The sequence below is a fragment of the Kribbella sp. NPDC050124 genome (genome assembly GCF_044460355.1).
GTDB lineage: Bacteria > Actinomycetota > Actinomycetes > Propionibacteriales > Kribbellaceae > Kribbella.
Genome location: NZ_JBITJU010000001.1, coordinates 492,316 through 512,902, shown reverse-complemented (window position 1 = coordinate 512,902; position 20,587 = coordinate 492,316). Strand labels below are relative to the sequence as shown.

The following is a 20,587-nucleotide window of genomic DNA, read 5'->3' as shown; positions in this document are numbered from 1 at the left end:
TTGTCAGCCCGCGTCTGGCCGGAATCCTCTCCTGCCGATCACTCCCGGTCAAGATCTCGTCGCCGTCGGTTCGCTCCGAGGGTGAGCTTGCCCCACCAGGGGACAGGTCAGATATCAGCAGGCATCTCGGGGAATTGGTGAAATGGCCTGAGACCGGTCTGCTGGGTCGGTCGGAAGTGCATGTGACTTCACTTGATCGAGGATGTTGACGATGACCGCGACGTGATCCTTGGGGAAGAGGAGGTCGGGGCCAGTCGGCGCGTGATCCGTGTACGGCGATTCGAAGAGGCGTCGGGGCTCCACGACCCCGTTCGTGGTCAGCTCCTCGATGATCAAGTTGACGAACCGGATCTGCTCGACAGTGAACCTGCCTGTGTCGAGATAGGTACCGAACGCCTCCATCGCGGCTTCTCGGTCGAGTCCAACGAGCTGGCGTATGAACAACCCGAGGCCGCGTGATTGTTCGACGGCCCGCTGGATCTCCGCTTCCTGACCGGCGCCACTTGTGAGCAGCATGTCTTCGAGCGAGGCGATGTCCGCGGGCGTCAACTGTTTGTTGCGGCGGAGGCGCTGCAGAGCGACGTGGTCCTCGTGCTGCTTGAGATAAGCGGCAGCCTTGGCCCGGAACCGCTCGAAGTTGGTGCCAGGAGTGATCCCCGGCAGCCGGATCTCAGTGGGATCCCCAAGTGTGTCCTCAAAGTCGGTGTACACGGGGTTGCGACTGGTCTTCTCGACGAACTGGACCAATCCGCGGATGCGGAGTCGAGCGACCTCGAGCATCGGAAGTGGAACATCGATCCACCATTCGTCACCTGCCACCGCCTCCAACAACACGGCCTGCTCGGCGACCGAAGGAATGCTCGTCTTCGCCAGGAGCGCCGACGCGATCGCCTGAGCGGTCTCGCGGATGCGTTCGGCCGTCACAAGATCGTGCTCCAGTTGGGCGAGCTGCCTTCGCAGGATCAGCAGATCGAAGCGCTTGGCGTCCTCATCGTCCTCCCTGACCATTGAGGGCAACCCGGCGAGGGCCAGCGCCGATTCGGCGTCCTCGGGGGCGAGTGCACCCCACGAGGCCCACGTCGAGAAGCGTTCGACAGCCCGCCGGTGCGGTCGGACGAGTACGTTGTGGAGGTTCATCCCGGCGACGAACTCGTACAACAGCCTCGCCGCCGAGGTCCGCAGCTCAGGCTCGATCGAGACGCCGTCGAGCGCAGTCACCAAGCCGAGCCGGGTCTCGAAGATCCGCTGGGTCAGCGACTTTTGGGTCGAGCCGTCGGTGCCGGGCAGATCCTCGCTGAAGTACTCGAGGTTGCCGCAGAAGTCGAAGACCAGGAAGTCCTGCTTGTCCTCGCCCGGCCCGAACAAATCCTCGCAGGTCCGAGTGCCGCGGCCGATCATCTGCCAGAACTTCGTCTTCGATCGCACCAACTTGAAGAACACGAGGTTGACAACCTCGGGTACGTCGATCCCAGTGTCGAGCATGTCGACGCTGATCGCGATGTGCGGCGCGTTGTCTTTGATCGAAAAGTTGTCGATCAAAGACTGAGCGTACGTCGTGCTGTGGGTGATGACCTGCGCATAATGACCGGCGTACTCCGGCCAGTTGAGGTCGAAGCGCTCCTTGATGAAGTTCGCATGCTGCTGGCTCTTGGCGAAGATGATCGTCTTGCCGATTCGGTCCCCACCGGCAACCTTGCGACCCTCGGTCATCAGCGTCGCAAGGACCTTGTCGACTGTGTCCTCGTTGAACAAGAACCGATTGAGTTCCTCGGCTCCCACCTCGTCAGGTGGCCCGTCCTCGCCCCACTCCAAGGCGTCCCACTGGTCCTTCTCTTCCTCGCTCAGATCGTCGTACTTGATCCCGGAGCGGAGGAACTTCGTCCCGACCGATACGCCATTCGGAGGTACCAGGTAGCCGGCTTCAACAGCCTCGTCAAGGCTGTAGGCATCCGTCGGGACGCCATCCTCCAGGTGGAACAGCCGGTACGTGTTGTGGTCGACCTCATCCTTCGGGGTGGCGGTCAGGCCGACGAGCATAGCGTCGAAGTATTCGAAGATTGCCCCGTACTTCGCGTACACGGACCGGTGGGCCTCGTCGATGACGATCAGATCGAAGTATCCCGGCCCGAACCGGCGGCCGGCGTCATCGATCTCGTTGATGAGGTTCATCATCGTCGGGTACGTCGAGATGTAGACCCGTCCGTCGGTGACCCTGTGCGTCACCAAGTTGATCGTCGTTGCGGCGGGCAGATGAGTCTTGAACGCATTCGCCGCTTGATTGACCAGGGCCGTTCTGTCGGCGAGGAACAGGACCCGCTTGACCCAGTTCGCCTGCATCAGTTGCTCCACGAGCGCGATGACAGTGCGGGTCTTACCGGAGCCCGTCGCCATCACAAGCAACGCCTCACGCTGCTTCTTGTCGAAGGCGTCTCCCACAGCCTTGATCGCACGGACCTGGTACGCACGGCCGGCGGTCTCGGTGTTGACCGCAGCGCCCGACAAGGGTTGCCGAGTCTGTCGCCGCTGAACCATCAGCTCCAGTTCGTCCCTGGTGTAGAACCCCTGCACCTCACGTGGTGGGTACCCCGCTGCGTCGTCCCAGATCCAGTGCTCGTATCCGTTGGTGTAAAAGATCACCGGCCGCCGACCGAACTGTGCCTCCAGGCAGTCGGCGTATAGCTTGGCCTGCTGTTGCCCGACCTGAGCACTCTTCCTGGTGCGCTTCGCCTCAACCACTGCCAATGGCAGTCCGTCGGCGCCCCAAAGTACATAGTCGACGTATCCCTTGCCGTTGGCATTCGGCATGCCGACGACCTCGTACTCCCGGTCATGTTCCTGAACCAGCGGCCAGCCCGCCTCGCGCAGGAGTACATCGATGAACAGGTCTCGCGTCTCCGCCTCGGAGTAGTCGCGGTCGTCGGTCTTCGTGTTCGCGGCCTGTGCTGCGGCGATCCGAGCTTTGAGCTCACTGATCTCGGCGTCCTTGACCGCGGCAAGTTCATCCCGCTCGGCGAGCGCCTTCGCATGCGCTTCGTCCTGAGCCTTGAACTTGCTAGCGAGTGCGACCACCTCCTCGCGAGACAACGGCGCCGCTTTCGCCGCGAGAGCCGGATCGAACTGTGCCCGCGTCGGCACGGCCTCCGGTCTCGCAGAGTGGTGGAACGACGCCCACACCATCACATGGTGAAGCTCACGCAACGCATCGAGCGCCACCTTTGGCGGAACGGGTCGCGTGTCATGGACAGCGGTGTTGCCGAGTGTGCGGATCAGGTTCAGCTTCTGGTTGATCCCGTTCCCTGTGATGGCCTTGAACGCCGCATCGTTGGTCCGCGCCTTAAGGTCGTTCCTGTACGGCACCCGCAGCGCGAGCACGTCGAAGAGATGCCCGACGAGCACCTCAACGGCGCGACGCCCATAGAAGCAAGCCGACCGAGGATCCGAGGACAAGTACGACTCAGCCTTCGCGCAATCTCCATACACCTTCGGCAACGTCACATGCACGAAGTCAAAGTTCCCCATCTCAGAGCTCACCCTGGAATGCGCGCGACTGGAGTGCGGCGAAGAGTTCGCCGAAGGAGTCCGCCCGAAAACGTGCCCGCGCTCCACGCACGGACTCAGTCCGGTCGACGAACTCCCGTTGTAGACCGAGCGGCGGAATCGGGAGGGGCAGCGCACGGAGGCCCGGGCCGCTGAAGTTCTGCTGTGCTGATTGGTGCGACTTGACCCAGATGATCGATTGCACGCTCCTCGACCGCAGCACTGCCGCGACGAACTCTGGCAACACATTTCGACTGACTTGAATTCGAATGAAGTATGCCCCTGCGATACTGGGAGGATCGATGTCACGAATAATCGCGAGCTTCCCGACAGTTGCGCCGGTACGCGCAAAGACGATGTCGCCCGGTGACAGTTCGAACTTGCGCCTCTCCTCATCTGTGACGGACATTCTTGGCATGCCGTCGAAATTTAACTGACCGGATTGGTTGAGGTCGGTGATCCGTACGATGCGTACGCCGTGCTCTGAGTAGGACTCGTTGTGGAAACGCGGTCCATATTGCATCGAGTGAGCCTCGTCACCAAGGTGACGCATCGACCAGCCCTTCGGATTATCGACTGGGTCTCCGAACATGTCGTGGAATATCGACTGGGGGAGGGCGTCGAGGTTGGCGAGGACATCGCGACGCTTGGCGCGGATGGCATCGACTTGGTCGAGTATCGCAGCGATACGCCGTTGAGAAGCGAGAGTCGGGAGTGGTACCGGCAGAGCCAAGAAGACCTCGGCGGGCAGTGAGCGCCGTCGAGCCGTACTCCCTCTGAGCTTCCCCTTGTAGTAAGCCAGGGCCGGGTTGGATCGCAGGAACTTCTTCAGGTAAGGACGGTGGACGAGTTCCTCATCCGCTAGATCCCAAACTCCGTAAGCTGGGCTGACAATCCCCTCGTCATACAGAGTCTGAAAGTCAAGGACGCCTTCGTCGATGGGGAAGCCCACGACCAGTTGGCCTCGGCTGATCACCTTGTAATCGGAGACATCGTCGCTAGCGACGCGTTTCTTGAATTTGACGCTTTGGTCAACCAAGCCGACGTGCATCGTCATCGATAGGAGGGGATACTCACGACCACCTGCTCGGGCCACCTTCGCGGGTCGGATTAGGTCCCCGAGTGCGACCGTCTTCACGAGAGCATCGCCTTCAACTCCGCGACGCCCTTGGCGATTTCGTCTTCGAGAGCCTCGATGTCGGCGATGATCTCGAGTGGTGGGCGGTGCTCGGTCTCGTCGTGGACGATCTCCTTGTAGCGGTTCAGCGAGAGATCGTAGCCTTGAGCAACGATATCGGTCTTCGGGACGCAGAACGACTGCTCCGTGCGTTCGCGGTCGCGCTCTGTCGTTGTGCGAGCTGCCCAACGCGTGAGGACGTCGGGGAGGTCGTCGGCCTCGACCGGATTGCGCTTGTCGTCGAGGGAATAGCCGTCGGCCTGGACGTCGTAGAACCAGACGTCGTCCGTGCCGCCCGAGTTCGTCTTGGTGAAGAACAAGATTGCGGTGGACACACCGGCGTACGGCTTGAAGACGCCTGACGGCAGCTTCACCACGGCATCGAGCTTCTGATCCTCGACGAGGGTCTTGCGGAGGTCCTTGTGGGCCTTGGATGAGCCGAACAGCACGCCGTCGGGCACGATGACGGCCGCGCGTCCGCCGGACTTGAGCAGCTTGAGGAAGAGGGCGAGGAAGAGCAGTTCGGTCTTCTTGGTCTTCACCACCCGCTGGAGATCCTTGGACGTCGAGTCGTAGTCCAGCGAGCCGGCGAACGGCGGGTTTGCCAGGATCAGGGTGTACTTCTCGGCGTCGCCGGCCGCTCCCTCGGAGAGGGAGTCGCGGTAACGGATGTCAGGCGACTCGACCCCGTGCATCAGCATGTTCATGCTGCCGATTCGCAGCATCGTCGAGTCGAAGTCGTAGCCGTGGAACATCGACTGATGGAAGTGCTTCCGCTGAGCGGCGTCTGTGAGCGTCGCGGGATGCTTTTCGCGTACGTACTCCGATGCGGCAACGAGGAAGCCGGCCGTCCCGCATGCGGGATCGCAAATCTCGTCAGTCGGCTTCGGCGCCGTCATGTCGACCATCAGTTTGATGATGTGGCGCGGGGTGCGGAACTGTCCGTTGACACCGGCGTTGGCGATCTTGGAGAGCAGGTACTCGTACAGGTCGCCGTTGGTGTCGCGGTCAGCCATCGGGATGTCGTTGAGCATGTCCACGACCTTCGACAGCAACGCCGGCGTCGGGACGGTGAAGCGGGCGTCCTTCATGTGCTCGCTGTAGGTGGAGCCGTCACCTCCGAGCGTCCGAAGGAACGGGAAGACCTCCCCGGCGACGAGCTCGTACATAGCCGCAGCTTCGTCGTCCTTGAACCGCTTCCATCGAAGATGCTCCTGACCCGGCAGGAAGACAGGGCTCTCGACGACGCCACCTGTCGCCACGCGAGCCTTGTTCTCCTCCAGGGTCTGGAGGTCGTCCAGTCGCCGGATGAAGAGCAGGTACGTGATCTGCTCGATGACCTCCAGCGGGTTGCTGATCCCCCCGGACCAGAATGAGTCCCAAACACGATCGATCTTGCTCTTCAGCTCACCCGTAATCACGGACGTCAGGTTACTCAGCGACACGGCCACCGTACAGCGTCGCGCACCTGGAGCACGTCGGTGACTTCTGGATCCTGTATGAAGTGACTGAGGACACTGTGCGGGCGTGGTCTCGTCAACGTCTCATCTCAGGTTGGCATCCGCGCAATGAAGATCAGCCCGAAGTCGAGGGAGCACGCCGTGAACCAGTATGGGGACATTGCGATGACCTACTATCGCAGCCACCTGTCGACCAGGTACGCCGAACTGGAGGACCCGGACGAGCACTTCCGCGACCTCGGTGAGCAGATCCAGGATCAGGTGACCGACCTGACGCCGCAGTTGGCCGGACCGGACCAGCCGGATGAGGGATACCTAGCAAAGCTCGGCCGGCTGAACGCGGCCCGGAACCAGGCCGAGGAGATTGTCCTGAAGGAACTGCTCTATTCCCAGAAGCCCGAGAACGAACCTCAGGACCTGGACGAGGAGACGGCAGCGTCCTACCGGGATCTGAACCAGACGATCCAGGACATCCACGATCTGACCAGACAGACCCTGGACGAGCCGGACCCGACCACCCGCTGACGTCAGTGGGCAGTTCTCTGATGGGGCGAGCAATGGTGGCTTTCTGGCTGTTAGGTTATTGAATGTAGATCGATTTAACTGTGAGCCTCACGCCACTCGATAGCACTCGGCCGCTTACCTCCACCTGCTAGGAACTCCTTGACCGCAGTGCGAACATCTGCGAGTGGCAGCGTTGCTGCCCGTGGGAATTCGCGATCGCTTCCCATGTAGTAGTACAAGGCCGGATCACTGTTGTGGTCCTTGCCCTGGCTGAAGTAGACCCCGTCGTCTCCCATGTAGCGCAGGGAGCCGGTTGTCCTGGTGTCGTAGTCGACAGCGACAAGGAGTTCATGGTCGGGGACACCAGCCTGGTTCAGACGGTCGTTGACGTAGATGGCAGCGACCGAGTTTTCCCAAGATTCAGCCAGCAAGTCTTCGATCAATCTGTCGACGTCCTCGGCATTGGACAAGCTGACCGGATCGTCTCCGTGCCCGTGCTTGAAGTACGCCTTTGCGCTATGTGCCATTGCTATCCAATCAGTCCTGTTGTCGGCGCTTTGGGTAGATGCATTTGAAGTTGTTGGGACCGTAGACCGTCAGGCTAGCGCCGTCTGGGAGGAAGCGGTCCAGCAGCTCATCGCAGCTGAGTTGACCCTCGCAAGGTTTGTTATTCAGGATAATCTCGGCATGCCGGATTCCCTCTCTCCGCATACGCATCGCGAACTTCAGTTCGACGTCGGCGGCCGTCGTTATCCCATGGGGCTTGCGAACTATCCCCAGCCTCTCCGCGTGGCGTTGCGCTGCATCGAAGTCGTCCTCATGCCTACCACTGACGAGGTCGTGCTCGATACCGTCATCATCGCGCCACACGCCTCTCGTCTTGTCGCCTGGCTTCCGTACCGGCAACCGGTCGAGAATCCGGCGGACCTCATCCTCGCTCAGTCTTGGCGCTGGCAGTTCGTCCGGCGGGCTTGTCTCATCGCCGGCTACCGCGGGCTTGTCAGGCCTGCCTGCTTCTGGCTTGTCGTCCTGCCGGCGTTCCGCGCGCCGCGTGTTGCCACCTCGACCAAGCGGCCGTTCACCCGTCGAACCGTCGCTGGGCTCGGCGGTTCGGACGCCACTCACCATCTGCTCGACCCAGTGCTTGGCTCGAGCCTCAGCGAGTGTGATGTAGTGGGCGGCCTCCTCGCAGCGTCGTGCGGCGTCGTCGAGCTGCATGGCGGCCATGTGGGCGCTCGGGTTGTTGCTCGTGCTACCGATCCATGCTGCGGCTTCGCGGCATTTCCTGGCCCGGTCATGCAAGTAGCCGACCGCCCGTGGCGCCTCGTTCAGGCAGGCGAGCAGCTGTTCAGCGACCCGCTGCAGTTCGGAAGGCATGCGTACGACCTCGGTCGGCTAAATCTGGTCGGCGTAGCTGCGGCACCCGGCTTCGGCGATCTGCAACGACTGGACTGCTTGGTCAACAGACTTGGCGGCCGCGTCCAGCATTGTCGCGATGTCATGGTCGGCCCGCGTCGCCGTCCCGCGGATGAGAGCTTGTACCTGCTGGCTGGACTGCTCGAAGCGCTGTTTGAAGCCCGCCAGGCTGGCCGCGCCTTGGCGCGACTGGTCGGCCAGACCGTGGAGCTGCATTTTCATTTGTTCGACTTGGGACATATGCCTGCCTCACTCGTGGCGGTTATTGGTGGAGGGAGGCTGACCGGATGGCCTTTCGCCCAGGCGGCGTGCGCCCAACCATCCGGCCAGCCGATACCGAGGACCCCGTCGGGCGTCGGTGCTTTGGAACGGCTGCCCCGGTGCGACTCGCGTGCTCAGCGCCGGGGCAGCCGGCTTTCGGGGTCCCTGCCCGAGTCAGGGGTCGCACGGGACTCGGGGGAGCTACTCGGACAGGGACAGTTGAGGCGGAATAGATGGCTGTGCAGCGATCTTCTGCACACGAGGGGCTGAGGACGACTCGCCACCGATTCCGCCGGATCATGGGGTGAGCACCAAGACGCGAGCGCCAGTGGCGTGCTCGAACCAGCCGCGTCGATCGGTCGGCATGCCGATGCCGACGTAGTGCAGCAGGCTCGGAAGCACGACCGCGGTCACGTCGTAGCGGCCGATCGACTCTGTCAGCGCCTCGAAGGCGGCGAGCCAGCTGTCAGGGCGCTCTACGTAGATATGGCCCATCGTGAAGCCTTCCGCTTCGGCATAGGCGGCCATGTCCCGCTTGAGCTCGCCGACCTGGCTCTCCACGACCAGCAAGTCCCGACGTAGGTAGCCGAGCAGCAACGGCCGGGTGAAGCCTTTGGCGAAGCCGTTCAGCCTTCGTCCCTCCAGCGGCGAAAGGTGTCGTTTAGGCGCTGCCAGATGCGTGCCAGCCAGCGCCGGAGGCGCTGGCCCATCACCTGCGGTCGGCATCGAGGTCCACCGCCGCATCCGCTGGCTCGATGGTGATACGCAGACTGGCAAAGCGCCGCGTCATGCCCGCCTGGTACTCGATCGCCTTCTCCGGCACCGCGGTGTAGTCAGCGATGACGTGCTCACCGAACCAGACCCGGACGCGACGGGCGGTTGGTTGCGGTGCCGCAGCAAGTGTCGTCATCCGCCGCGCACCTCCCGGGCGATGTCCCGGATGATGCCGATGTAGCAGGCTGCTACAGCGATCCATAAGCCCCACGCCAGGTGATGCATAGCCCTCGTCCCCGTTCGACTGGGTCGGTTATCGGAGGACAACCATCCAATGACGCTCGGTGATGGGAAACGACGGCGATGCATATGCGCCGGGCGGAATATGCGTCGCATACATATCGAGCAGTCGTCACGGGTAGTGTTGGAGACGTGACGCGGCCCGAGCGGCGAGCTTGTCGGTCCTGTGGTGCATACCTGGCAGCGGATAACCGCGATGACCAGTGTGGGCCGTGCCAGCGGCGTGCCCCGGAACTGGCGCTCGATGCGCCCGAGCTGCCAGACGGCTTCTGGGACGGTGCCGCGCTCAAAGAGGCCGCCGCCGAGCGCAATTTTGGCAAACTGCTGCTCGCCTATCGCAAGCTACAACGTCCTGAGCCGACTCAGGCCAATGTCGGCGCGTGGCTGGGTCTGACGCAGGGACAAGTCAGTCGCATCGAACGCAGCGCCACGGGCGTGCACGATCTGGACAAGCTTGACCGCTGGGCCAAGGCATTGCACATCCCGCAACGACTGCTCTGGTTCAACCTGTCCGAACAAGCGCCGCATGCATGTAAAGACATTGAAGAAGTCTCTAACCTGGAAGGAAGTAGACCTCCCGACGACGAAGGAACAGACATGCGCCGTCGAGACTTGTTCAAGGCAGCCAGCGCGGTCGCGGCCGCTGGGTCCAGTTGGCTCGCCGACACCCCCTGGCAGCGACTAAGCGACAGCGTGCTACGTGGTCGCGCCGTCGACCGCACGACCGTCCAGCTCGTCGAGGACCGGACGGCCGAGTTCTACACGGCTGAGGAAACCCGGCCGGCTCGTGACATCTTGGCCGACCTCCAGAAGCACCGTCACATGCTCGACTCGCTGCTCTCAAACGCGCAGCAAGCAACCTTGCGCGATCGCCTGCTTGTGGCGATGGGCGAAAGCGACGCACTCCTCGGTTGGATGCACTTCGACCTGGGCTCTGCGGAGCCGGCGATCAACGCCTGGCGGCGAGCATTGCAGCTCGCGAGCCAGACTGGAGATGGCGCTCTCGCTGCTTGCGCATTGGGTTACTGGAGCTACCTCGCCGCCGGTCGCGGGGACGGCCGGTCCGCGGTCGGCATGCTCGAGCGGGCCGAGTCGGCAGTTAGCGGTATGAATGCGCCGGCCACGCGGTCATGGATCGCTGTTCGGCTGGCCGAGGAGACGGCCCGTCTCGGCCAAACGACACTTTCGCTCCGCGCGCTGGACCGGGCCATGACGGCATTCGACTTCGCCAGCCCGCGCACTGAGCGCCCGTGGACCGGCTTCTTCACGGCCAGCCGCCTTGGCAGCTCGACCGTCGCAACCTACACGCGTCTCAATCACCGTGAGGCAGACGCGGCAGCGAGCTCGTTGCTCGGCTCGTTGTCGCTCGGTGACAACAAAGTCCGCGGTCTCATCCTGGCCGAGCTGGCAACGGCGGCAGCGCATGCCCAAGACTTCGAGAAAGCCGGTGACCTCAGTCAAGGGGCGATCCGCATTGTGACGCGCACCGAGGCCAACTTCGCGCGCAAGAAGCTTGAGGACCTAGCGGTCAGCCTGCCGACCGCTACGACGCCGGCCTTGCGGCTGCGGCGTCAGATTACGGCTGGACTGAGCGCGTCTCGTCAATGATCCACTTGAGGTACTCGGGGTTGCCGGCGGTGACGGGCATGAAGACCAATTCTGGCACGTCGTAGCTGTGATGCTCCCGGATCCAGGCTGTCACCGTATCGGCGAGGTCAGACCGTGTCTTGATCCAAAGCTGCCATTCAGTGTCGGTCTCGATCTCGCCCTTCCAGCGGTACACGCTCTTGATCGGGCTGGAGATCTGCACACAGGCGGCCAGTTCGTTGCGCACCAGACCCTCAGCCAGCGTCGCCGCGGCATCTTCGCTGTCGGTCGTGGTGATGCCTACGAGATAGGCGGCGTCGGGCATGGTGGCAGCTCCCTTGATTGCGGTGTCCTCAGCCTAGTGAGGCGGGCAGGGGCTTCGCATTACTCCCAGGCAGCCGCGCTGTGCAAGGCCGCGAGTGACGCGTTGTGTCCGGGTGGTTCCTCGTGAGAGACGACGGTGGCCGGGGGTTTAGGGCGCCGGTAGGTTGAAGGCATGGACGAACGTGTGCTGGTGACCGGGGCGGCCGGATTCATCGGGCGGGCCGTGGTGGCCGGCCTGCGGCAGCGGGGAGTCCCGGTGACGGCAGTGGATCGTGAGCCACCGGACCCGTCCTGGGACGAGGGCGTGCACGTGGTGACCGGCGACCTGGCCGACCAGGAGGTCTGCATCGCCGCCTTCGAGACCCGCCCGAGCGCCGTGGTCCACCTGGCCGCGCTCACCTCGGTGCTGCGCTCGGTCGACGCCCCGATGCAGACCTTCGCGCAGAACGTGACGATCACCCAGGTCCTCCTGGAGCTGTCCCGCGGCAGCGGGGTGGACCGCTTCATCCTCGCGTCGACCAACGCCGTCGTCGGCGACGTCGGTACGGCGACCATCAACGCAAACCTGCCGCTTCGGCCGCTCACGCCGTACGGCGCGACGAAGGCGGCCTGCGAGATGCTGCTCTCGGCGTACTCCGGCAGTTACGGCCTCGCGACCGCCGCGTTGCGGTTCACGAACGTGTACGGACCGGGCATGTCGCACAAGGACAGCTTCGTGCCGCGGATGATGCGGGCGGCGCTCACGGACGAGGGCGTCCGGATCTACGGCGCCGGCAGGCAGCGCCGCGACCTGGTCTACATCGACGACGTCGTCGCCGGCGTCATGCTCGCCCTCGACAAGGCGTACGACGGTCGCGCGATCATCGGATCCGGTCGGTCCGTGTCGGTGCTGGAGATGGTCGAGGCGGTCCGCGCGGTCACCGGCCGCCCGGTCCCGGCCGAGCACATCGACGCGCCGGCTGGGGAGATGCCGGCGGTGGTCGTCGACATCACGAACGACCTCGGCTACGAGCCGGCGGTGTCGCTGGAAGACGGGCTCGCCCGCACGTGGCAGTACTTCCAGTCCAGGTGAAGCGCGTCCTGAGGACGCACTGGCTGCTCGCTGTCTTCCTGGTGGCGGGCACCGTCCTGCGCGTGCTCGCCACCATCGCCTACCGGCCGGCGATCATCTACACGGACTCGGTGCAGTACCTCAACAACATGGCGGCGCTGAGCCCCAACGAGCTCAACCCCATCGGCTACGAGTTCCCGCTGCGGCCGCTGGTCAGTCTGGGCGGACTCACCCTCGTCGTCATCGTGCAACACCTGGTCGGGCTGCTGCTGGGCATAGCCATCTACGCGCTGGCCCGTCGGCTCAACGTCTACCGCTGGCTGGCCGCTCTGGCCGCCGCACCCATCCTGCTCGACGCCTACCAGGTGCAGATCGAGCAGAACATCATGGCGGAGACCACCTTCGACGTACTGCTCGTCGCCGTTCTCTGGCTGCTCCTCGGTTGGGGAGTCCCCGGCTGGAAGCGTGCGCTTGCGGCCGGTCTGCTCCTCGGCGCCGCCTTCGCGGTCCGCACCATCGGTCTGACCCTGCTCATCGCAGCCGTCCTCTACCTGGTCGTCGTCGGCAACGCCTGGCGCCGCCGCCGGCTCGAGCTGGTACGGCGTACCGCGGCAGCGATAGCCGGGTTCGCAGTGGTGTTCGCCGCCTATGCGGTCTATTTCCACGCGGAGACGGACCGGTGGGGTTTCACCGGTGCCGAGAACCAGGTGCTGTACGGCAGGACCGCTGTGGTCGCCGACTGCTCTAAGTTGCCGCTCAACGAAGGCACCCGACTGTTCTGCCCGAAGGAGCCACTCGGCGAGCGTCTCGGTGTCGACAAGTACGCGCACAACCACTACGGCGACCCTAACTGGCCTGGACCGCTTCCACCTGGCACCACCAAGCAGGAGCTGGCCACGGAGTTCGCCCGGCTGGTCATCCGGCACCAGCCGCTGGACGTCACCTGGGCTGCGCTGAAGGACTTCGCCAAGGGCTTCGCGCCGACGCGGACCACGTCGCCTGACGACGTGCCGCTGGAGCGCTGGCAGTTCCAGACCACCTATCCGAATCTGCAGGACCCGAATACCGCCAAGGCTGCGGTCAAGTGGGGTGGCTCGGAACCGCAGGTAGCGCATGCGCCGGCCGTCATCCTGCGTGCATACCAGCTGAACGGTGGCTACACCTCCGGAACCCTGCTGGGGATCTGTGTGCTGATCGCACTGGCCGCAGTGGCTGGTCTGGGCCGCGCCAAGACATCCGGGCTCCGGTCCGCCGCACTGCTGCCCGTAGCGGCTGGAGTGATCCTGCTGCTGGGCTCGGCCGCCTTCGAGTTCTCCTGGCGCTACCAGCTGCCCGGTCTGGTGCTTTTCCCGCTGGCAGGAGCGATCGGACTGCGAGCGCTGCTCGGCAAGGACCAGGCGCGTCCCGCGATGGCCGACTACCCGGACGACGTGGATTCCCTTGCCGTGAAGGACTTCGGGCAGCAGTCCTTCGCGCCGATCGTCGTGGTCATTGCCGCGTACAACGAGGCCGGCGGGATCGGCCCGGTGCTGACGAACATGCCGCGCACCTGCTCGGGTCTTCCGGTGGACGTCCTCGTCGTGGTTGACGGCGCGACCGACGACACCGCCGACGTCGCCCGCCGGCACGGCGCCAACGTGTGCGTTGCCCCGAGCAACCGCGGTCAGGGCGCAGCGCTCCGGCTCGGCTACCACCTGGCCGCTGAGGGCGGAGCACAGTACGTCGTGACGACCGACGCCGACGGGCAGTACGACAACGACGAGCTCGACGTACTGCTGCAACCGATCCTCGACGACCGGGCCGACTTCGTCACCGGGTCGCGTCGCCTCGGAGCCGAGGACGCGGACAGCCGACTCCGCTGGGTCGGGGTGCGGGTTTTCGCCGTACTGGCGTCGATTCTGACCCGGCGGAAGCTGACCGACACGTCGTTCGGGTTCCGCGCGATGCGTGCCGAGCTGGCGACCGCGGTGACGTTGCGCGAGCCGCAGTACCAGTCGTCGGAGTTGTTGCTCGGGGCACTCGCCCTCGGCGCGCGGGTGGTCGAGCTGCCGATGACGATGCGGCGCCGTGGCGACGGGACCAGCAAGAAGGGCCCGGGTCTGGTGTACGGCGCGAACTACGCGCGGGTGATGACGACTACGTGGCTACGGGAGTACGTGCTTCGGTCGAGTCGGCGGACGCCGGCGCGGGCTTCTTGGCGAACACGTAGCGATCGAACAGCACGAACTTCAGGATGAACAGCACGCCGTACGTGGCGAGGTAGGAGCCGCTGACCAGGACGGTCTGCCAGGCGTGCGAGGCGATCCGGTCCTGGACCAGGTTGTCGGTGACCGTGGTGACGATGGCCGCGAGCACGGCGGACACCACCGAGATGATTGCGTATGGCAACAGCTCGCGACCGCTCGGGTTGCGGTGCCCCCAGGTCCAGTGCCGGTTGATCAGGTAGCTCGGGATCGTGCCGGTCACCCAGGCGACCAGGGTCGCGACCAGCGGCGCCGTACCGAACCAGTAACAGAGCGCGAACGCCGCCTGGCTGAGCACGGTGGCGACCACGGAGGCCGCCGAATACTTCGCCCACAGCAACAAACGGGTCCGGCCGACGCCGAATCCGCTGATTACCTTGGTCAGCGTACGCATTGGCCCTATTGTGCACCCCCGCACCCAACGCCGTCCCCTGCTTGCGAATTCATAGCCAATTCCCAGCTTCCTAGTGGGCCCGATCACGTTAGGGGAGCGGGTACTCGGGATAGGAAAGACAGTGAAAGCCAACATCCCTTCAAGGAAGGCGGCCGAGCCGTGCGAGTACTCGTCCTGGGCGGTGACGGCTACCTAGGGTGGCCGACAGCACTACATCTGTCAGACCGCGGCCACGACACGGCCGTCCTCGACAACTTCGCTCGCCGGGGTTTCGACCAGGAGCTCGGGGTGCAGAGCCTGGTGCCGATCCAGGACCTCGACACCCGGGTGGCCGCATGGGAAGAGGTGTCCGGCCGGCGGATCGCGGCGTACGCCGGTGACCTGCTGGACGCCGACTTCGTCTACCAGGTGGTGCGCGAGTTCGAGCCCGAGGCGATCGTGCACTTCGCCGAGCAGCGGGCGGCGCCGTACTCGATGATCGACCGCGCGCACGCCGTCTACACCCAGCACAACAACGTGGTCGGCACGCTGAACCTGATGTACGCCGTGGCCGAGACCAACCCGGACATCCACCTGGTCAAGCTCGGCACGATGGGCGAGTACGGCACCCCGAACATCGACATCGAGGAAGGCTGGCTGGAGGTCGAGCACAACGGGCGCAAGGACCGGATGCTCTACCCGAAGAAGCCGGGCTCGTTCTACCACCTGAGCAAGGTGCACGACTCGCACAACCTGGAGTTCGGCTGCCGGATCTGGGGGATGCGCGTCACCGACCTGAACCAGGGCGTCGTCTACGGCCAGCAGACCGAGCAGACCGTGCGGGATGCGCGGCTGGCGACCCGGTTCGACTACGACGCGGTGTTCGGCACCGTGCTCAACCGATTCGTCATCCAGGCCGTGCTCGGCGAGCCGCTGACCGTGTACGGCAGTGGCGGCCAGACCCGCGGTTTCCTGGACATCCGGGACACCGTCGAGTGCATCCAGCTCGCGGTCGAGAACCCTGCCGACGCCGGCGAGTTCCGGGTCTTCAACCAGATGACCGAGAGCTACTCGGTCTCCCAGCTCGCCGACAAGGTCGCGGAGTGCTTCCCGGGCCCGGTCCAGGTCGAGCACCTCGACAACCCACGGGTCGAGCAGGCCGAGCACTACTACAACGTGAAGCACACCGGCCTGGTCGGCCTCGGACTGCAACCGCACCTGCTGTCCGACACGCTGATCGACTCGATGTTCGACATCGTCGCCGCCAACAAGGACCGCGTCGACCCCGCCGCCCTACTCCCGACGGTCCGCTGGCGCGGGCACCTGAAGACTTAACGGCGGCCGGTGACAAGGAGGGTCGGGAGTATGGCGAGGAAGCGGTCACGCCGGCCTCGGTCCGCCTGCTCGGCCAGCCATCCGTCCGCGTCCTCCTGCGTGATCAGCGCCTTCTCGACCGCCGCAGCAGCAGCCGACTCGAGCTGCCCGGCCAGCAACCCATGGTCGGTGACCACCTCGGTGTGGACGACGACCTCGACCTCGTCGAACCCGGCATCGAGCAGGAGGTCCCGCAGACTGCGAGCCGCCCGCGGCGACACCGACCGGGACTCGAGACCGAGCAGTACGACGTCAGTCAGATCCTGATCAGAGCTGTCGATCAGCAGGAAGCCGTAGTCCTGGCCACCGAGCACGACGTGCCCGCCCGGGCGGATCACCCGCCAGGCCTCGGTCACTGTCGGCACCGGGTCCTCGAGCAGGTGCAAGAGCCGGACCGCCCGGTAGCCGTCCACCGACGCGTCCTCGAGCGGCAGGTCGTCGGAATGTGCCACGTGAAACATCGCCTCGGGGACCCGGATCCGGGCGGCGTCGATCGCCTCCGGGTCCGCGTCCACCCCGGTCACCTTCAGCCCGGCGGCGGTCAGGTCGGCGACCGCGTGGCCGGCGCCGCAGCCGACGTCGACGCAGGTAGCGCCGCTGGTCAGGTCCAGCAACCGGTGCGACTCCGCCCGGAGCTCGGCTGCTCCGGGACGCTCCTCGATCCGTTCCAGAAAGCTCATGGTCCCAGGCTGAAACTTCAGGTCCACCTGAAGTCAACTGTCACACTTGCGCGCCCACATGCGTCAGGCTGGGTGGCGGGACGGTCCCGCCGCTGAGTCGAACCGGGAGTCGAGTCATGAAGTTCGCCAAGACCATCGTGTACGTCGAGGATGCCAAGGCCTCGATCGAGTTCTTCGAGCGTGCGTTCGGGTTCAAGGGCACGTACTGGGACAACGGCGCCGGCATGGTGGACGCCGGCGGCACCCAGGTGCACTTCGCCACCTACGCCGTCGGGCAGCGCCACCTGCGCGAGATCGGCAAACCCGGTGCGGTCGCCTTCGAGCTCTCGCTGACCAGCGAGGACGTCGAGGGCGACTTCCAGCGGGCGGTCGAGGCCGGTGCGGAGTCGCTGCAGGAGCCGGAGAAGTCGCCGTGGGGGCAGGTCACGTCCTACCTCCGCTGCCCCGACGGCACCATCGTCGACCTCGCCTCGCCTGCCTGAGTGCGGGTCAGCAGGTTGTCATGACGAGGTGACTATGGGCGCGCCTTCGCTGGCCTGTACCAGGACGAACCCCTGTCCTGTGAAGGCCAGCTGAACGGCCTCCCCGCTGCCCCGTCCGATCAATGCCCCCGCCTTCATGGTCCGATTGACCCCGACCTTGAGCCCGGTGCTCCAGCAAACCGCCGACTGGACATCGGCCGCCGTCGGCATGCGGGCGACGTCGAGCAGCACCGGCGTGCCGTGCGTGGTCACCGCCACCCACCCGGTCCCCGTCACGGTCGTGTTGAACAACCCACCGGCTGCCATCCCGGCCCCCTGGACCCGCTGGATGTCCCAGGTGAGCTGTGGCTGGAACGCCAGCAGGTTCCGCCCGTTGACGGTCAGCCCTTCGTTCTCCAGGTAGAACAGCTGGATGTCGTCGGCGTTGTCGGCAAGGTAGAGCAGCCCGTCTCCACGAACCCGCATCAAGGACATGCCCTCGCCTGTCGCGACCTTCTTGAACATCTTGCCGAGCCCGCCGGCGCCCTGGTAGTCGAAGTCCATCCGCCCTTGGAAGGCGACCATCGAGCCTTGCTTGGCCAGCACCTCGTCAGGCAACTGGACGCGCAGCATCTTCCTGTTCTCCAGCCCGAAGCCCCCGGGCACCTGCTGTCCGTCGAGATTGCCGAAAACCGAACTTCGCACGTCGTCCCCCTCCGACCGGGAATGATGCCGCCAGCCTAGGGCGTGTCTCCCAACTCCGCGCCTACTGCGCGGCACTCGGCACGGCACCTCGCCGCACTGGCCCGAAGGCCACGATGCTCCGCATCGAGACCTCCGCTCCAGCACGCCGATGCACCGCACCGAGCACCTGCTCGCTACGGCGCGGAGTTGGGAGACACGCCCTAATCCTCAGTCCATCGACACCTTGTCGAACGACGTCGTGGTGTAGCGGACGTCGACGCCTACCTCGTCGCCGACGGCGGGCGGCGCCACGGTCGACGGCAGGAAGAGCATGCTGGCCTGCATGTGCGGGGGCTCGGCGAACCAGCGCTGCTTGCCTTCGATGGTGAACGGCGACAGCGCCATCCCGGCCGCGTCCAGGCTGCCCTTCGCCATTGCGATCGCGCGCTGGCGAACGGTGGCCGCCGCGGTCGGCGCCTCCAGGCCGACGCCGTGCGCCGTCCCGCCTGACACCACCAGGATGTGGCCGTCACCGCTGACCCGGCGCTGCCGGTAGCCGACCCGCTCGCCGCGACGGACCGAGTGCACGTCGAGCACGGTCGCCCGTACGGACAGCGCGCCGCGGTCGCCGAGCCAGAGCCCGGTGCCCATCCGCAGCTTCACGTCCTCGCCGATGTCGGAGAGCTTCTGTGCCGGTACGTGCGAGACCCAGAGCGGTCCACGCCGGACGGCCAGGGCTGCCTTGCCCAGCTCCGCGGCTTCCCTCAGGTTGGCCGACGTACCACCGGCGCCCATCGGGAAGTGCAGCGACCAGCCCTCGAACCGGATCCGGTCGAGGGCGTTCAGCAGCATCGTGTGCCGCAGCTCGCGGGCGCCGATTCCGTGCCGCCGCATCGAGGTCTGCACCTCGATCAGCACCCGGCTGCCGGCCGGGATCGAGACCAGGTCGGCCAGTCGGCTGACCGTGTGGATCACGTTCTTGCTCTGCGGGATCTCGTGGAACGGCCGCCACGGCGACAGCACGACGATGTCCTCACGCGGGTCCGGCGGGACCTCGAAGTAGGTGCCGACCGCGACCGTGCGGGCGCCGAGGGCACGCGCCTCGGCCACCAGCCGGTGGTTGCCGAAGCCGTACCCGTTGCCCTTGGCGACCGGGACGATGTCGGGGTTCCACGTGGAACGCAGATGTTCGCGCCATCGATCGGAATCGACGTGCAGGACTAGGGGCATGGTGTCAACGCCGTCTCATGTAGAGGTCGAATGCGGTGTAGAGCGCCTTGTTCAACGGCAGATCCCACTCACCGACGTACTCGACAGCCTCGCCGCCGGTGCCGACCTTGAACTGGATCAGCCCGACGTGCGGGTCGTTCGGGTCCAAGGTGTCGGTGATGCCCCGTAGGTCGTACACGGACGCGCCCGCCGCGAGCGCATCCGTCATCATGCGCCACTGGATCGCGTTCGATCCACGCACGTCTCGCTTGGCGGTCGAGCTGGCACCGTAGGAGTACCAGGAGTGACCGCCGACCCGGACCCAGATCGTCGACGCGACCAGGTCGCCTTCGTGGTAGGCGTTGTAAATCCGGAAGTCACAGCAATCGGCCGGCTGGCCGGCCATCGCGGCGTACATCTTCTCGAAGTACGGCAGCGGCCGCGGCGTGAAGTGGTCCCGCTCCGCGGTCTCGACGTACAGCTGGTGGAACGCCTTCAGGTCCTCGAGGCCGCCCTGCGTCACCTCGACGCCGGCCTTGTCGGCCTTCTTGATGTTGCGCCGCCACAGCTGGTTCATACCCTTCAGCAGGTCGTCCTGGCCGCGGCCGGCCAGCGGGACCTGGAAGACGTACTGCGGTTGTCCGGCCGCGAACCCTTCTCCGGTGCGAGGCGCCTTCCAGCCCAGCGCGCGCAGTTGCTTGGCCACCAGCTCGCCGGACGGCTCGATCACGTCGGCCCGGACGTCGCCCAGCTTGGGCTGCTGCCCGCCGGCGATCGCGTCCTTGATCGTCTTGGCGCCCCAGCGCCGGGTCGCCACCGGCGGACCCATCCGGATGCCGAACGCGCCACGCTCCTGCAGGTGTGTGGCGAGCGGGCGCAGGTACTGGCCGAGGTCGATCGCGTCCCAGTCGATCACCGGGCCCTCGGGCAGGTAGGCCAGGTAGCGCTTCACCTTCGGCATCTGCCGGTACAGCACCAGGCCGGCGCCGACCAGCTCTGCCGGGTTCGCCGGGTCGTACCAGCCGAGTGACTCCGCCTTCCACTCACTCTTCACCGCCGCCCACCCAGGGGTCTGCAGGAAGCTCGCCGCCGGCTGCGCCGCGATGTAGGCGGCGTGCTCGTCGGCCGAGATGGTCCGGATGCTCAAGTCACTCACGGTCGGTCAGGTTACCGGCCCGGAGCTTTGAACCGTAGCCGAGCCGGTGACCTGATCAAACCTGTGGATAACTGGG

Annotated in this window: 20 protein-coding genes; 6 read left to right on the top strand and 14 right to left on the bottom strand. The window is 65.2% G+C overall.

Annotated elements, in window-relative coordinates; translation table 11 throughout:
• Positions 1-114: 114 nt before the first annotated feature.
• The 3 genes from ACIBL3_RS02640 to ACIBL3_RS02630 all read right to left on the bottom strand — a co-directional run bounded on the left by ACIBL3_RS02640 (position 115) and on the right by ACIBL3_RS02630 (position 6,135).
• Positions 115-3,519, bottom strand: a complete 3,405-nt coding sequence (locus tag ACIBL3_RS02640) for a DEAD/DEAH box helicase family protein (protein WP_396351403.1) — start codon at positions 3,517-3,519, stop codon at positions 115-117.
• Position 3,520: 1 nt separating this feature from the next.
• The gene (locus ACIBL3_RS02635) at positions 3,521-4,594 is read right to left on the bottom strand and encodes a restriction endonuclease subunit S (RefSeq protein WP_396351402.1); all 1,074 of its coding nucleotides are present in this window, start codon (positions 4,592-4,594) and stop codon (positions 3,521-3,523) included.
• A gap of 77 nt (positions 4,595-4,671) precedes the next feature.
• Positions 4,672-6,135 carry an N-6 DNA methylase gene (locus ACIBL3_RS02630; RefSeq protein ID WP_396351401.1) on the bottom strand — a complete coding sequence of 488 codons (1,464 nt, stop codon included), beginning with the start codon at positions 6,133-6,135 and terminating at the stop codon, positions 4,672-4,674.
• Positions 6,136-6,282: 147 nt separating this feature from the next.
• Here ACIBL3_RS02630 and ACIBL3_RS02625 point away from each other — a divergent pair, with 147 nt between their 5' ends.
• Positions 6,283-6,699 (top strand): TnpV protein, encoded by a 417-nt coding sequence (locus tag ACIBL3_RS02625; RefSeq protein ID WP_396351400.1) that lies wholly within the window; start codon positions 6,283-6,285, stop codon positions 6,697-6,699.
• Between the two features lie 74 nt (positions 6,700-6,773).
• On the opposite strand, the gene ACIBL3_RS02620 is transcribed toward ACIBL3_RS02625, so the two are convergent.
• The 5 genes from ACIBL3_RS02620 to ACIBL3_RS02600 all read right to left on the bottom strand — a co-directional run bounded on the left by ACIBL3_RS02620 (position 6,774) and on the right by ACIBL3_RS02600 (position 9,265).
• Positions 6,774-7,205 carry an Imm1 family immunity protein gene (locus ACIBL3_RS02620; protein ID WP_396351399.1) on the bottom strand — a complete coding sequence of 144 codons (432 nt, stop codon included), beginning with the start codon at positions 7,203-7,205 and terminating at the stop codon, positions 6,774-6,776.
• Between the two features lie 10 nt (positions 7,206-7,215).
• Positions 7,216-8,055 carry a DddA-like double-stranded DNA deaminase toxin gene (locus ACIBL3_RS02615; RefSeq protein ID WP_396351398.1) on the bottom strand — a complete coding sequence of 280 codons (840 nt, stop codon included), beginning with the start codon at positions 8,053-8,055 and terminating at the stop codon, positions 7,216-7,218.
• 18 nt (positions 8,056-8,073) lie between these two features.
• The gene (locus ACIBL3_RS02610) at positions 8,074-8,334 is read right to left on the bottom strand and encodes a hypothetical protein (RefSeq protein WP_396351397.1); all 261 of its coding nucleotides are present in this window, start codon (positions 8,332-8,334) and stop codon (positions 8,074-8,076) included.
• Between the two features lie 318 nt (positions 8,335-8,652).
• On the bottom strand, positions 8,653-9,081 hold the full coding sequence (locus ACIBL3_RS02605; RefSeq protein WP_396351396.1) for a hypothetical protein: 429 nt from the start codon (positions 9,079-9,081) through the stop codon (positions 8,653-8,655).
• On the bottom strand, positions 9,065-9,265 hold the full coding sequence (locus tag ACIBL3_RS02600) for a hypothetical protein (protein WP_396351395.1): 201 nt from the start codon (positions 9,263-9,265) through the stop codon (positions 9,065-9,067). Before ACIBL3_RS02600 ends, ACIBL3_RS02605 begins: the two co-directional genes overlap by 17 nt.
• A 236-nt stretch (positions 9,266-9,501) precedes the next feature.
• On the opposite strand from ACIBL3_RS02600, the gene ACIBL3_RS02595 reads away from it, so the two are divergent.
• Positions 9,502-10,977, top strand: a complete 1,476-nt coding sequence (locus ACIBL3_RS02595) for a hypothetical protein (RefSeq protein WP_396351394.1) — start codon at positions 9,502-9,504, stop codon at positions 10,975-10,977.
• Here the strand turns inward: ACIBL3_RS02595 and cutA are convergent.
• A complete protein-coding gene (gene cutA, locus ACIBL3_RS02590) occupies positions 10,946-11,281 on the bottom strand; it encodes a divalent-cation tolerance protein CutA (RefSeq protein WP_396351393.1) in 336 nt (111 codons plus the stop codon). The two genes, ACIBL3_RS02595 and cutA, sit on opposite strands and share 32 nt — an antisense overlap.
• Before the next feature lie 171 nt (positions 11,282-11,452).
• Between cutA and ACIBL3_RS02585 the strand changes: the two genes are divergently transcribed.
• Together ACIBL3_RS02585 and ACIBL3_RS02580 are read left to right on the top strand one after the other, a co-directional pair.
• Positions 11,453-12,352, top strand: a complete 900-nt coding sequence (locus tag ACIBL3_RS02585; protein ID WP_396351392.1) for an NAD-dependent epimerase/dehydratase family protein — start codon at positions 11,453-11,455, stop codon at positions 12,350-12,352.
• On the top strand, positions 12,349-14,568 hold the full coding sequence (locus ACIBL3_RS02580) for a glycosyltransferase family 2 protein (RefSeq protein WP_396351391.1): 2,220 nt from the start codon (positions 12,349-12,351) through the stop codon (positions 14,566-14,568). The genes ACIBL3_RS02585 and ACIBL3_RS02580 overlap by 4 nt, the downstream gene beginning before the upstream one ends.
• Here the strand turns inward: ACIBL3_RS02580 and ACIBL3_RS02575 are convergent.
• Positions 14,468-14,968 (bottom strand): GtrA family protein, encoded by a 501-nt coding sequence (locus ACIBL3_RS02575; RefSeq protein WP_396351390.1) that lies wholly within the window; start codon positions 14,966-14,968, stop codon positions 14,468-14,470. The genes ACIBL3_RS02580 and ACIBL3_RS02575 overlap by 101 nt on opposite strands.
• A 159-nt stretch (positions 14,969-15,127) precedes the next feature.
• Here ACIBL3_RS02575 and ACIBL3_RS02570 point away from each other — a divergent pair, with 159 nt between their 5' ends.
• On the top strand, positions 15,128-16,282 hold the full coding sequence (locus ACIBL3_RS02570; RefSeq protein ID WP_396351389.1) for an NAD-dependent epimerase/dehydratase family protein: 1,155 nt from the start codon (positions 15,128-15,130) through the stop codon (positions 16,280-16,282).
• Here the strand turns inward: ACIBL3_RS02570 and ACIBL3_RS02565 are convergent.
• Complete coding sequence (locus ACIBL3_RS02565) at positions 16,279-17,001, bottom strand: methyltransferase domain-containing protein (protein ID WP_396351388.1); 723 nt, start codon at positions 16,999-17,001, stop codon at positions 16,279-16,281. The genes ACIBL3_RS02570 and ACIBL3_RS02565 overlap by 4 nt on opposite strands.
• 116 nt (positions 17,002-17,117) lie before the next feature.
• Here ACIBL3_RS02565 and ACIBL3_RS02560 point away from each other — a divergent pair, with 116 nt between their 5' ends.
• Positions 17,118-17,483: a VOC family protein gene (locus ACIBL3_RS02560; RefSeq protein ID WP_396351387.1), complete on the top strand. Its 366-nt coding sequence runs from the start codon at positions 17,118-17,120 to the stop codon at positions 17,481-17,483.
• 18 nt (positions 17,484-17,501) lie between these two features.
• Here ACIBL3_RS02560 and ACIBL3_RS02555 read toward each other — a convergent pair whose 3' ends face one another.
• The 3 genes from ACIBL3_RS02555 to ACIBL3_RS02545 all read right to left on the bottom strand — a co-directional run bounded on the left by ACIBL3_RS02555 (position 17,502) and on the right by ACIBL3_RS02545 (position 20,511).
• A complete protein-coding gene (locus tag ACIBL3_RS02555; protein WP_396351386.1) occupies positions 17,502-18,167 on the bottom strand; it encodes an AIM24 family protein in 666 nt (221 codons plus the stop codon).
• Between the two features lie 207 nt (positions 18,168-18,374).
• Positions 18,375-19,376: an alanine racemase gene (locus tag ACIBL3_RS02550; RefSeq protein WP_396351385.1), complete on the bottom strand. Its 1,002-nt coding sequence runs from the start codon at positions 19,374-19,376 to the stop codon at positions 18,375-18,377.
• Positions 19,377-19,380: 4 nt separating this feature from the next.
• A complete protein-coding gene (locus tag ACIBL3_RS02545; protein WP_396351384.1) occupies positions 19,381-20,511 on the bottom strand; it encodes a lipid II:glycine glycyltransferase FemX in 1,131 nt (376 codons plus the stop codon).
• Positions 20,512-20,587: the final 76 nt, after the last annotated feature.